The sequence below is a fragment of the Burkholderia sp. Cy-637 genome (assembly GCF_011753175.1).
Classification (GTDB): domain Bacteria; phylum Pseudomonadota; class Gammaproteobacteria; order Burkholderiales; family Burkholderiaceae; genus Burkholderia; species Burkholderia gladioli.
In genome coordinates this window covers 34274-46995 of sequence record NZ_VWWC01000039.1, presented here as the reverse complement: position 1 = coordinate 46995, position 12722 = coordinate 34274, and the positions used below count along the sequence as shown (strand labels likewise).

The 12722-nt window shown below is 68.7% G+C and carries 12 protein-coding genes; 9 read left to right on the top strand and 3 right to left on the bottom strand.

The window, feature by feature from the left end; all coding sequences use genetic code 11:
* The 5 genes from F3J10_RS13665 to F3J10_RS13645 form a co-directional block, all read left to right on the top strand.
* On the top strand, positions 1-1102 hold a 1102-nt coding region (locus F3J10_RS13665; protein WP_240155576.1), incomplete at its 5' end, for a fructose-specific PTS transporter subunit EIIC.
* A gap of 247 nt (positions 1103-1349) precedes the next feature.
* Positions 1350-2771, top strand: a complete 1422-nt coding sequence (locus tag F3J10_RS13660; RefSeq protein ID WP_025101093.1) for an MFS transporter — start codon at positions 1350-1352, stop codon at positions 2769-2771.
* A 426-nt stretch (positions 2772-3197) separates the two neighbouring features.
* A complete protein-coding gene (locus tag F3J10_RS13655) occupies positions 3198-4844 on the top strand; it encodes a beta-N-acetylhexosaminidase (RefSeq protein WP_167233279.1) in 1647 nt (548 codons plus the stop codon).
* A gap of 100 nt (positions 4845-4944) precedes the next feature.
* Positions 4945-5667, top strand: coding sequence for a hypothetical protein (locus F3J10_RS13650; RefSeq protein WP_025101095.1), 723 nt, complete (start codon positions 4945-4947; stop codon positions 5665-5667).
* Positions 5668-5738: 71 nt separating this feature from the next.
* Complete coding sequence (locus F3J10_RS13645; protein ID WP_167242299.1) at positions 5739-6218, top strand: nuclear transport factor 2 family protein; 480 nt, start codon at positions 5739-5741, stop codon at positions 6216-6218.
* A gap of 167 nt (positions 6219-6385) precedes the next feature.
* Here F3J10_RS13645 and F3J10_RS13640 read toward each other — a convergent pair whose 3' ends face one another.
* Positions 6386-6727 carry an ArsR family transcriptional regulator gene (locus F3J10_RS13640; protein ID WP_025101097.1) on the bottom strand — a complete coding sequence of 114 codons (342 nt, stop codon included), beginning with the start codon at positions 6725-6727 and terminating at the stop codon, positions 6386-6388.
* 78 nt (positions 6728-6805) lie between these two features.
* Here F3J10_RS13640 and F3J10_RS13635 point away from each other — a divergent pair, with 78 nt between their 5' ends.
* The 3 genes from F3J10_RS13635 (at position 6806) to F3J10_RS13625 (ending at position 9506) form a co-directional block, all read left to right on the top strand.
* Complete coding sequence (locus tag F3J10_RS13635; RefSeq protein WP_025101098.1) at positions 6806-7705, top strand: hypothetical protein; 900 nt, start codon at positions 6806-6808, stop codon at positions 7703-7705.
* 166 nt (positions 7706-7871) lie between these two features.
* A complete protein-coding gene (locus F3J10_RS13630; protein ID WP_013689413.1) occupies positions 7872-8102 on the top strand; it encodes a hypothetical protein in 231 nt (76 codons plus the stop codon).
* Positions 8103-8360: 258 nt separating this feature from the next.
* Positions 8361-9506 (top strand): DUF2827 domain-containing protein, encoded by a 1146-nt coding sequence (locus F3J10_RS13625; RefSeq protein WP_096752548.1) that lies wholly within the window; start codon positions 8361-8363, stop codon positions 9504-9506.
* A gap of 72 nt (positions 9507-9578) precedes the next feature.
* On the opposite strand, the gene F3J10_RS13620 is transcribed toward F3J10_RS13625, so the two are convergent.
* A complete protein-coding gene (locus tag F3J10_RS13620; RefSeq protein WP_166913240.1) occupies positions 9579-10460 on the bottom strand; it encodes an AraC family transcriptional regulator in 882 nt (293 codons plus the stop codon).
* A gap of 240 nt (positions 10461-10700) precedes the next feature.
* Here F3J10_RS13620 and F3J10_RS13615 point away from each other — a divergent pair, with 240 nt between their 5' ends.
* Complete coding sequence (locus tag F3J10_RS13615) at positions 10701-11543, top strand: oxidoreductase (protein WP_167233281.1); 843 nt, start codon at positions 10701-10703, stop codon at positions 11541-11543.
* Between the two features lie 116 nt (positions 11544-11659).
* Here the strand turns inward: F3J10_RS13615 and F3J10_RS13610 are convergent, their stop codons facing one another.
* Positions 11660-12706: an aldo/keto reductase gene (locus tag F3J10_RS13610; RefSeq protein ID WP_025101101.1), complete on the bottom strand. Its 1047-nt coding sequence runs from the start codon at positions 12704-12706 to the stop codon at positions 11660-11662.
* Positions 12707-12722: the final 16 nt, after the last annotated feature.

Sequence of the window (12722 nt, the reverse complement as noted above, 5' to 3'; positions counted from 1 at the left end):
CGAACTGCTGCGCGAGCTGGCCGGCGGCGGCGGGCATCGCGAGATCGTGGGCACGCCCGAGCAGATCGCCGACGATATCGAGCGCTGGTTCCGCGCCGGCGCGGCCGATGGGTTCAATCTCATGCCCTTCGTGGTGGCGGGCGGCCTGCTGATCGCGCTGTCCTTCGCGCTGGGCGGCATCTACGCCTTCGACGACGCGCACAAGGGCACGCTGGCCTGGTCGCTGTTCCAGATCGGCGCGAAATCGGCCTTCGCGCTGATCGTGCCGGCGCTGTCGGGCTATATCGCCTACTCGATCGCGGACCGGCCCGGCATCGCGCCAGGCATGGTCGGCGGGATGCTGGCCGCGAGCCTCGGCGCCGGTTTTCTCGGCGGCATCGTGTCGGGCTTCCTGGCCGGTTACGCGGCACTGCTGATCAATCGCCACCTGCGGCTGCACCGAAACCTGGAAGGGCTGAAGCCGGTGCTGATCATCCCGCTGCTGTCGACGCTGATCGTCGGCCTGCTGATGCTCTACGTGGTGGGCACGCCGGTGGCGGCCGCCCTGCATGCGCTGGAAGGCTGGCTGCGCTCGATGCAGTCGGGCAGCGCGGTGGTGCTCGGCGCGATCCTCGGCGGGATGATGGCGGTGGACATGGGCGGCCCCGTCAACAAGGCCGCCTATGCCTTCAGCGCCGGGCTGATCGCGAGCCAGGTCTATACGCCGATGGCGGCCACCATGGCGGCCGGCATGACGCCGCCGCTGGGTATCGCGCTGGCCACCTGGCTGTTTCGCTCGCGCTTCGGCATCGAGGAGCGCGAGGCCGGCAACGCGGCCGCCGTGCTTGGCATCGCCTTCATCACCGAGGGCGCGATTCCGTTCGCGGCGCGCGACCCGATGCGGGTGATTCCGTCGTGCATCGTCGGCTCGGCGATCACCGGCGCGATCTCGATGGCGGCCGGCGTCGAGCTGAAGGTGCCGCACGGCGGCATCTTCGTGCTGCCGATCCCGAACGCGGTCACGCACCTGGGCACCTACACGCTGGCGATCGTGGCCGGCACCGTGGCGACTGCGCTGCTGATCGGCCTGCTGAAGCGGCCCGCGCCGGCGAAGGCCGCTTGAGCGATCCGGCGCGGCAGGGCGCGACGCGCCTGCCGCGTTCGGCGCGTTCGGCGCGTTCGGCGCGTTCGGCGCGTTCGGCGCGTTCGGCACGCTCGGCACGTTCGGCACGCTCGGCACGCTCGGCACGCTCGGCACGTTCGGCACGTTCGGCCCGCCCGGCCAGCCGGTACAATGCGCGACGGACCGGCCGCCGCCGCATCGAGGCGAGCCGGTCGCGACGACAAGACCGCACCGGAGACACGCCGCCATGGCTTCCACCGATCGACCCTCATCCACCGCCTTCACCGCCGCGGCGCCCATCGACGCCGGCGCGATCGCGGCGCGCCTCGACCGCCTGCCGCCCACGCGCACCGTCTGGAAGCTGGTCGCGCTGCTGAGCCTCGGTTTCTTCTTCGAGCTCTACGACCTGCTCTACAGCGGCTACGTCGCGCCGGGCCTGGTGAAGAGCGGCATCCTCTCGGCCTCCACGCATGGCCTGTTCGGCACCACGGGGGTGGCGAGCTTCATCGCCGCGCTGTTCGCGGGCCTGTTCATCGGCACCATCTCCTGCGGCTTCCTGGCCGACCGCTTCGGGCGGCGCGCCGTGTTCACCTGGTCGCTGCTCTGGTACACCGCCGCCAACATCGTGATGGCCTTCCAGGACAGCGCCGCGGGCCTGAACTTCTGGCGCTTCGTGGTCGGCCTCGGGCTCGGCGTGGAGATGGTGACGATCGGCACCTACATCTCCGAGCTGGTGCCCAAGGAGATCCGCGGCCGCGCCTTCGCCTGCGAGCAGGCGGTCGGCTTCTGCGCGGTGCCGGTGGTGGCCTTCCTCGCCTACCTGCTGGTGCCGCATGCGCCTCTCGGCCTGGACGGCTGGCGCTGGGTGGTGCTGATCGGCGCGCATGCCGCGATCTTCGTCTGGTGGATCCGCCGCGCGCTGCCGGAAAGCCCGCGCTGGCTCGCCCAGCAGGGCCGCCTCGAGGAAGCCGACCAGGTGATGCGCGAGCTGGAGCGCAAGGTCGAGGCCGAATACGGCCGGCCGCTGCCGCCGCCGGGCCCGAGCGAGCCGGTGATCGCGCGCGGCAGCTTCCGCGACATGTGGGTGGCGCCGTATCGCAAGCGCACCGTGATGATGACGATCTTCAACGTGTTCCAGACCGTCGGCTTCTACGGCTTCGCGAACTGGGTGCCGACCTTGCTGATCAAGCAGGGCATCACGATCACCACCAGCCTGATGTATTCGAGCGTGATCGCCTTGGCCGCGCCGATCGGCCCGCTGATCGGCCTGGCGATCGGCGACCGCTTCGAGCGCAAGAGCGTGATCGTGGCGATGGCGGGCGCCGCGATCGTCTGCGGGCTGCTGTTCAGCCAGAGCGGCACGGCCGGCGTGCTGGTGCTGCTCGGCATCGGCCTCACGCTCGCCAACAACATCATGTCCTACAGCTTCCACGCCTATCAGGCCGAGCTGTTCCCCACCGCGATCCGCGCGCGCGCGGTGGGCTTCGTCTATTCGTGGAGCCGCTTCTCGGCGATCTTCACCTCGTTCGTGATCGCCTCGGTGCTGAACGGCTTCGGCACGGCTGGCGTGTTTGCCTTCATCTCCGCCGCGATGCTGATCGTGATGGCCTCGATCGGCCTGATGGGCCCCCGCACCAAGGGCATCGCGCTCGAGAAGATCTCGCACTGAAGGCGGGACTTCCTGCTCCCGGTGGTCAATCCGGGCACGATGCGCGAGCATTGGCCCGGAGCCGAAACATAATGTCGTTGCCCGCCGCCCGGCGTGCCGAATCCTGCGGCGCGCCGGGGCGGCGCCGACCTTCCTCGCCTGCCGGCCGTGCCGTCGATTTTTCATTGCCAATGAAAAACGAAGCGTGTACGTTACGCTGGTATCAAACTGGTACGAGCCATTCGCGGGCCAGGATTCGCGGGCCGCGGCTGTCGTATCCAGCCTGTTTCTCCGTCGAAGCAAGCCACGCGTGATGCCGATGGGAAGCGATTTCCGTTGGTTGTGAATGCACCCGAATTGCTTCGCATTGCGAAGTAGTGCGCGCGAACGAAGCCACCTCGAAGCGTGGCCGTCGCCTCCATGAACCTGAGAGAGAGGGAAGGTCCGATGCGTATTCCGCGTTCGATGACATCCTGGCTGTCGATGCTGCTGGCCGGCGGTCTGGTCACGCTTGGCGGCCAAGGCGCGGCGCTCGCCGCATCCGGCGCGAGCCGGCCGGCAGCGGCGGCCCCGCTGGCCTGCAGCGAGGCCGAGCTGGGCCAGGCGCCGGCCGGCGCCAATGCCAAGCCGATGGTGATTCCCACCTTGCGCGACTGGACCGGCGGCAACGGCACGCTGAGCTTCGATGCCGGCAGCCGGATCCTGGTCGACCCGGCCGACGCGGCCGCGCTCGCGGATACCGCCACGCAGTTCCAGGCACAACTGAAGACCGTGTCCGGTCTCGCTCTTCCGATCGTGAGCCGGGCCGCCACGCCGGCCGCCGGGGACATCGTGCTGAGCCTCGCGCCTTGCGGCGCGAGCGCCGCCCAACTCGGCGAGGAAGGCTACAGCCTCGATCTGGAGGACCACGCGGTGCTGCGCGGCAAGGGCGCGGCGGGCGTGTTCTACGCGACGCAGACGCTGCTGCAGATGCTCTCGCTGGACGGCGCCGCCGCGGGCGCGCATTTGCGGGTGACGCGTGGCTTCGCGGTGGACGTGCCGCGCTACGCGGAGCGCAGCATCATGTTCGACGTCGGCCGCAAGTACGCGAGCGTCGATTTCCTCGCGGCCTACCTGCGCTTCATGGGTTGGTACAAGCTCAACACGCTGCACCTGCACCTGAACGACCAGGCCAAGGCGAAGGACGGCAGTTGGGGTTTGCGCGCCTTCCGCCTGAAGAGCGACAAGCCGGAATTCGCCGGCCTGGTGCCCGCCGATGGCCTGGTCTACACGCGCGACGACTGGGACAAGCTGGAGACGATCGCCGCCGCCCATCACGTGCGGATCGTGCCGGAATTCGACACGCCGGGGCATGCCGGCGCCTTCGCCGCGGCCAATCCCGCGATCGCCTATGTCGGCGATACGCCGCCCGGCGGCACCATCGACCCGACCAAGCCGGCAACGCTGCAGTACGTGGAGTCGGTGTTCAGTGAATTCCTGCCCTGGTTCCGGTCCTCGATCGTGCATATCGGCGGCGACGAGGTCAATGTCAACTCGGGCAGCATCACCACGGCGAGCCAGGTCGACTACCTGAACCAGCTCGGCAGGTTCCTGCAGTCGAGGCACAAGCGCGTCGAGATGTGGGGCGACGCGAGCTACCTGCCGCGGCTCGACAAGTCCTTCATCATCCAGCGCTGGATCAACTGGGGCAGCGAGGCCTCGATCAACTGGGCGGACAAGGGTTACCAGTGGACCGAATCCTACGGCGACTGGTACATCGTGCCGTTCGGCCCGAGCTACTTCAATCCGGACGGCATCAAGGGCGACACGCTGTACGCCAAATGGAGCCAGGCCACCGGCGCCAACGCGCCGAGCGGCGGCCAGATCGCCGTGTGGAACGACAACGCGCTGCTGGACAGCTATACCTGGGAGAGCAAGGTGAACGACCTGCTCAAGGATGCGGTGCCCGCCGCCGGCCAGGTGTTCTGGCGCGGGCAGGCGCATGACGCACAGGGCCAAACCGTCGACTACGGCGTGCTGCGCCGCTCGGTGGCCACGCTGCAATACGGGCCCGACGTCACGAGCTTTTCCGACTCGCCGATTCCGGCCAGGTAGCGCAACGGCGCGCCGCATGGCGCCAGACCGAAACCGGAGCGCCCGGCGGCAAGGCGCTCCGGCGGATCGAATCCCCTTCGTCCTCACCGAGCCCGAACCCATGACCGCCAATACATCCGCGCCGCTCGACGCACTCGCCGCGACCCGCGTTAGCGGCCGCGACCTCCTCGTGATGCTCGACGGCGAGCACGGTTACGAGGCCCATCAACTGGCCAGCCGCCTGGGCGTGACCACGCCGCGCGTGAAGATCCTGCTGGGCCGCCTGATCGCCGAGAGCCTGGTGGTCGTGCGGCGCGACAAGCTCGATTCCGCGCGTCACGCGCGGATCCGCTACTACGCCAGCGACAAGGCGCGTTCGCGTCGCGCCGAGCTGATGCCGCCGCCGCCCGCCGAGCACGACGCGCAGCAGGCGAGCGCCCATGCCGAGCAGGCACGGCAACGGCGGCGCGCGCGTGCCGACGAAACCTATCGACGCGATCTGGTCGCGCTGCTGGCCTGCATGACGCCGGGCGTGCCGCACAGCGCGGCGGCGCTGGCCAGGACGCGGAAGTCGAGCGGGCCGCGCGTGGTGGCGCTGATGCAGCAGCTCATCGCCGATCGCAAGGTGGAAGCGGTCACGCGGATCTGCAAGGGTGGTGCCTCGCGCTACGTCTACTACGTGGCCGGCAGCCGGCCCGAGGAGAGCGCGGCGAAGCCGCAACGACAGGCGGACGGCACGCCGCCGCGATCCATTTTCGAGCGGCCCGAGTTCGACGCGGAATATGGCCGCGCGCTGGGCGCGCTGCGCGAACTGAGCCAGGCGCAGCGTTGCCGCCGCAGTTGAGCTCGATGGCGGGCGGCTCGCCGCTGGCGCGCGGTGCACGTATATTCCGGTTTTCTGCCGAGGAGATTCTCATGCGACGTATCCCGCGCTTCCTGTCCGCTGCCCTGATCGGCTGCGGCCTGCTGGTTTCGACCGTCGCCGTGGCGGCGCAACCGGCGGCGCCCCGCAACCTGGCCGTGGAGGAAGGCAACCGCCGGCTCGTGATCGACTTCTACGAGCGCTTCTTCAACCAGCACGACGTGCAGCATGCCGCCGCCGTGGTGGCGCCCGACTACCGGCAGCACAATCCGGGCGTGCCGGACGGCAAGGCGCCGTTCGTCGAGTTCTTCACGGGTTATTTCAAGGAGCACCCTCGATCGAGGGCGAGGATCGTGCGCAGCGGCAGCGCCGGCGACCTGGTGTTCCTGCATGTGCATTCGACCGACGGGCCGGCCGATCGCGGCCAGGCCGTGGTGGACATCTTCCGCGTGCAGGGCGGCAGGATCGTCGAGCACTGGGACGTGATCCAGGATGTGCCGGCCGAATCGGCCAACGGCAACACGATGTTCTGACCAGCGGCCGCGTGCCCCCGGCCAGGCGCCGGGGCGACGCGGCCATCGCGATCGATCGAATCGATTCATGCCTCGATCGATGCGCCGACGCGGCCAGCCCGGCCGCGTCGCATTCTTCCTTCCCTTCTTCGGCTCGAGCGAGCCGCCGCGCCGCGCGTGACGCCGCGCTATCCCGGCTTGCCGCCGAGCCCCTTGAGCCCCTGGATCACCACCATCAGCGCGCGGCCGTGCTCGTCCGAGCCGTCCCAGGCCTCGACGATCGCCTCACGCAGGCGCTCGTCGTAACTGCCGGTGCGCATGCCCGAGGCAGGGGCCTCCATTCCGTAGAAAGTGCATAGCTTGATGAATGGTTCGCTGCGACGAAGACGCTGCCCATCGGACAGGCGAAGCCGCGACACGGTAGGCTGGCTGACGCCGCAAAGCCGCGCTATCTCGCTGGATGAGCGCGGATCTCCACGAAGCTTGTCGAGCAGCTCCTGAACGGAAAAATTGGTGTCTGGGGCTTCCATGTCATGCATTATAACTATACAGTAGCGCTTATTGAAATGCCCCGTCGCAAGATCGGGCCGCGGTACCCGAGAGAGTTGATGACACTGAAACACCTGCCCCCGACGTTTTGCTGGACCCGGATCGGCGCCGAATTCGGCGAGGATCTCTCGACCACCGTGCTCCGCAAGGAGTGGGAGCGTCGGCTCGGCGGCGGGCGGTTTCTGTGGGGCATCGGGCAGTCGCTGGGCAGCAGCGTGCAGGTGGCCGCGCATCGCGCCGGTTCGCTGGTCGCGCTGTTCACGCCGGTGGTGAGCCGCGCGCCGGTGGTCAACCCGGGGCGCATGCTGCTCTGGAACGCCTGGGTCGATGCCGGCGGCCAGGTGCGCCAACTGCCGCCCTACAGCTTCATCACCAGCCGCGCGACGCTGCCTTCGGGGCGCCGTCGCGAGCAGCACTACGCGCTGGTCTGCGCCTCGGCGGCGCCGCTCGGCGTCGGCACGCGCCTGCGCGTGACGCCCGAGAACCTGCGCAGCGCCGTCACCGGCAAGCCGCTCGGCGCGGCGCAGTCGGCGGTGGTGGTCGATTGCGTGGCGCGCACGGCCGAGCCCGGCGCGCGCAGCTATCCGGTCGCGCTGTCGGTCGAGCTCGACGCGCCCTACACGGTGCGCCTGGCCGAGCCCTCGGTGATCAAGGCACGCGATCTCGCGCGCGTGAACAAGGCCGCGCGCGACGGCGATTTCGAAACCTATGTCGAGTTGGTCGGGCGCCTGCGCGGGCGTTCGGCCGAGGCACAGTCGCGCGGCTTCACGCGCGACCTGTTCGACTTGCCGGCGGTGGAGCCGGCGGCCGTCTACACGGATTTCGTGAAGCGGCTGCGAGCCCGCCCGCCGGCCGAACATGCGCGCGGTATCACGCGCGACCTGTTCGAGCTTCCCGCGCCCGATCCGGAGCCCGCATTCGGCACGCCTGGCCACGGCCAGGGCAAGCTGCTGCTCTAGCGTCGCGCGGCCTGGCCGCGCGATCGAATGACGGACCGGTCCGGAAGTCGCTTCCGCTGCCGCAGCCTTCGGGCGCGGCGCGGCGAGCGGGATTGATGCCCGCGGGCGTTCCTTCCTGGACGCCCGCCGCTGGCTTGCCGACGGGCGAGCCCGAGGAGGACGGTTGATGGCTCATGGTGCTCATTCGCGCGAGGCGCTTGCCGCCCAGCGTTACGTCGAGGCGACGCGCAACGTCGATCTCGCTTTCCGCGCGGTGCGCGGCGATCAGGAGGAGGGCGCGCGAAGTGCCGAATACGCGGCCGCGCAATCGCGGCTCGACCACGCGCTGGACGAGCTGGCCCGCGCGCAGGAGTTGTTCGATACGGCCGTCAACGTGCGCGGCACCCGGCATTACTGATCGGCAGGGCGGGGCACGAACGAAGGCACGCGGCAACGCTCGCGCGCCTCGCCATGCCATCGAGCAACCGGGCTTCCGGGCCCGGTTCGCGCGGCTCGTGCCCGGGCGGCCGGCGGCGTATCCTGTGACCATTTATGACAGTCCAGGCGCGGCGGCTCGGTTAGACTGCGGCCCTGAACCCAGGCCAGTGCGCGGCCGGCCATGCAGCGCCGGCATTGCGTGCGCGCCGCACCGCGACATCTTTTTCGCCCGCCCATAATGACTGCTCCTGTCGATTTGAACGGCCTGCGTATCGGTATCACGATCGGCCTGCGCGAGCCGAACGAAAGCCTCTGGATCAACGGCATCAAGCAGAACGCGCTCTATCTCGCGAAGCTGCTGATGAAATCCTCGCGCGGCTATCGCGTGACCCTGGTCAACACCACCGACGTCGCGCTCAGCGACGCGCTGCCCTGGGATCGCAGGATCTTCGAGACGCGCAGTTTCACCGAGATGAAGGATTCGCTCGACGTGCTGATCGAGCTGGGCGGGCAGATCGACGGCGAGCAGACCGCCTACCTGAAGGCGCGCGGCGTGAAGATCGTCAGCTACTGCTGCGGCTTCGAATACATCCACGCCACGCAATCGATCCTGTTCGGCCGCAAGCTGTGGGACACGCTGTTCATCAATCGCGGCTACGACGAGATCTGGGCGATCCCGCAGATCGCGCCGTCCTCGCTGCCCTTCCTGCAATCGCTGCGGCGCTGCCCGGGGCGCGTGGTGCCCTTCGTCTGGGATCCGATGTTCCTCACCGAGCGCGCGCGGCCGCTGCGCGAGAACGGCGAGTACCGGCCCAGCGGCCAGGCGGCGAAACGCCTGACGGTGATGGAGCCGAACCACGACGTGGTGAAGTTCTGCCTCTACCCGATGCTGATCATCGACGAGGTGTTCCGGCGCGACCCCGAGGCGATCTCGTTTACGCACGTCACCAATGCCGAGCACATCGCGCATCACAGCCAGGAGTTCGTGATGCTGATGAATTACCTCGAGATCGTGCGCGCCAGCAAGGCCAGCTTCGTCGGTCGCTACGACACGCCGATGTTCCTGGCCGAGTTCACCGACGTGGTGGTCTCGCACCAATGGGAAAACCCGCTCAACTACTTCTATTTCGACGTGGCCTGGCAGGGTTATCCGCTGGTCCACAACGCGCACCTGGTGCAGGACCTCGGCTACTACTACCCCGAGAACGACGTGCAGGCCGGCGCCGGGCTGCTCGCGCGCGTGCTGCGCGAGCACGACGCCGACTGGGAGCACTATGCGCGGCGCCAGCGTGAACTGCTGCGCCGCTACACCTCGAAGAACCCGGCCCTGGTGGCCGACTACGACCTGCTGCTCGCCAACCTGGTGAACGGCTCGGCCGCCTGAGACGAAGCAGGGCGGCCATCGCCGGCCGCCCTCGTCATCCCCGTTGCTCCTTCCCCCCGCTATCGCCCGTTGTTATCGTCCATTGGCGAGCCGCGCCGTGTCGCTCGCGGGCGGCGCGCCGAACAGGCGCTTGTAGTCGCGGCTGAACTGCGACTGGCTCTCGTAGCCCACCTTCAGGCCGATCGCCCCGGCGCCTTCCCCTTCCGAAATCAGCATGCGCCTCGCCTCGCGCAGGCGGATCTGCATCCGGTACTGGATCGGCGTCATCGAGGTGAGGTTCTTGAAGTGGCGATGGAAGGAGGTGACGCTCATGCCGGCCAGCTCGGCGAGCGCCTCGATGCTCATCGGCTCGGCATAGTGATGCTTGATCCAGTCCGTGACGCGGCCGATCTTCGCCACGTGCGAGCTGTTCAGCGCGAACTGCGTGAGCGTCTCGCCGAGCGCGCCCGTCAGCAGGCGGTAGTAGATCTCGCGCACGATCAGCGGCGCCATGAAGTCGATCTCCTCGGGATGGTCGAGCAGCCGCAGCAGGCGCGAGAAGGGCTCGAGCAGCGCATCGGTCATCGGCGCGGCCGCCAGCGCGGCCGGCGAGGCGGTGGCCACCGGTTCGGCCGCCACGCGCTGCAGCACCTCGGCGAGCAAGGCGCGATCCAGGCTCAGCGTCAGCGCGAGATGCGGGCGGCCGTCGGGCGTCACCTCGATCTGGGTGGTGACGGGGATGTTGACGGTCACCAGCAGGAAGTTGGCCGGCGTGGCGCGGAACGACAGCTCGCCGAGCGCCACCGACTTCGCGCCCTGCACGATCAGCAGCAGGCGCGGGTTGTAGAGCGCGCGATCGGGCGGCGTGGTGCTGGTCATGCGGAAGATCGTCAGGCCAGGGATGGGCGTGGCCTGGTGCGGCGAGGCGCAATGGCGTTCGATCGCATCGCGTATCGGGTCGAGCAAGGGGTCCATGGTCGTCTCCACTGGGGCCTGGCGAGCCGGCGCTCGTTTCGGCGGATCGCGTCACCCTAAGGCATTCGGCAGGATCGTGCAACGGCGCGGCCGATGCTTCGTGATCCTGCCGATGCGATTGGCAGGATCGCGCAAAAGATTGGTGCGATCTCGCTGGCGCCGCCGGCGCGCCGCGGCGCAACATACGTCTCATGCAGCCGGGCTGCCGGCTGTCGATCCGATCTTTCCCAAGGAGTGGTGATGAAGAAAGAAGACGTCTGGTTCATTACGGGATGTTCGACGGGTTTCGGCCATGAACTGGCCCGCCAGGTGCTCGAGCAGGGCGGCCGCGCGGTGCTGACGGCGCGCGATCCGGGCAAGCTGGCGGCGCTCGCCGCGCCGTATGGCGAGCGCGCGCTGGTGCTGCCGCTCGACGCCACCGACGAGGCCACTATCGGCCGGGCCGTGGCGGATGCCGAGGCGAAGTTCGGCCGCATCGACGTGCTGGTCAACAATGCCGGCTACGGCTATTTCTCGGCGATCGAGGAGGGCGAGGACGCCGAGATCCGCCGCCAGTTCGAGACCAACGTGTTCGGCCTGTTCTCGCTGACGCGCCACGTGCTGCCCGGCATGCGCGCGCGCCGGCGTGGACACGTGGTCAACGTATCGTCGATCGGCGGGCTGATGGCCTTCGCGGCGACCGGTTACTACCATGCCTCGAAGCATGCCGTGGAAGGCTTCTCGGAGTCGCTGGCGGCCGAGGTCGGGCCGCTCGGCATCCACGTGACGATCGTCGAGCCGGGGCGCTTCCGCACCGACTGGGCGGGCCGCTCGGTGATCGAGTCGAAGACCGTGATCGACGATTACGCGGAGACGGCCGGCAAGCGCCGTGCCCAGGCACGCGCCTATTCGGGCACGCAGCCGGGAGACCCGGTGCGCGGCGCGGCGGCGATCATCCGCGCCGTGGAAGCCGAGCATCCGCCGCTGCGCCTGCTGCTTGGTTCGGATGCCTATCAACTTGCGCAGACCAAGCTCGAATCGCTGCGCAGCGGGTTCGAGCAGTGGAAGGATCTGACCCGGAGCACCGACTTCCCGGCTGCCTGACGAGGGCTGGCTGACCCCGGCTTCGCGCCGGCAGCAAGCGACATGGGCCGGCGCCGCTTCACAGCGGCGCCGGCCCGTTTTCACGAGGGCCGACCGAGGTCGGCCCCGCTTCTCGTTCAGGCCTTCGGCTCGAACGGCTGCGGCACGCGATGGACTGCCTGGCGCGACAGCATCCAGCCCGGATACTCGGGCGCCAGCGCGCTGGCCTCGTCGAGCTTGGCGAGGTCCTCGGCGTCGAGCTTCAGCTTGACCGCGCCGAGGTTCTGCTCGATCTGTTCGAGCCGCTTGCCGCCGACGATCACCGTCGTCACGAAGGGCTTGGCGAGCACATAGGCCAGCGCCACCGCGGCCACGCTCGCGCCGTGCTTCTCGGCGATCGGACGCATCGCGGCCACGCAGGCCCAGGCGCGATCCTTGTCGACCGGCGGGAAATCGAAGGTGGCGCGGCGGCCTTCGTTGTCGTTCGAGCCCGGGCCGTACTTGCCCGACAGCAGCCCGCCCGCCAGCGGCGACCAGACCATCAGGCCGACCTTCTCCTCGTTCATCATCGGCACCATCTCGCGTTCGAGGTCGCGGCCGGCGATCGAGTAGTAGGCCTGCACCGATTCGAAACGCGCGTAGCCGTGCCGCTCGGCTACGCCGAGCGCCTTGGCGATGCGCCAGGCCTGCCAGTTCGACACGCCGATGTAGCGGACCAGGCCGCGCGAGATCAGGTCGTCGAAGGTGCGCAGCATTTCCTCGATCGGCGTGACCGTGTCGTTGGCGTGGATCTGGTAGAGGTCGATGTAGTCCGTCTGCAGGCGCTCGAGGCTGGCCTCGATCGAGTTGATGATGTGCACGCGCGAGGTGCCGCGATCGTTCGGGCCGCTGCTCATCGGGTTGTACAGCTTGGTGGCCAGCACCACGTTCTTGCGCGGTACCGACAGGTTCTTCAGCGATTGGCCCAGCATCTCCTCCGATTCGCCGAACGAGTAGATGTCGGCGGTATCGATGAAGTTGACGCCGGCGGCGAGGCTGCGCTCGACGATCGCGTCGGCCGTGGCCTGGTCCATGCCGGCGATGTTGCCCCACATGCCGTCCTGGCCCGAGCGGCCGAAGGTCATCGTGCCGAGACAGATCTCGGACACGAACAGTCCGGTGTTGCCAAGCTGGTTGTAACGCATCGTGTTCTCCGTCGTT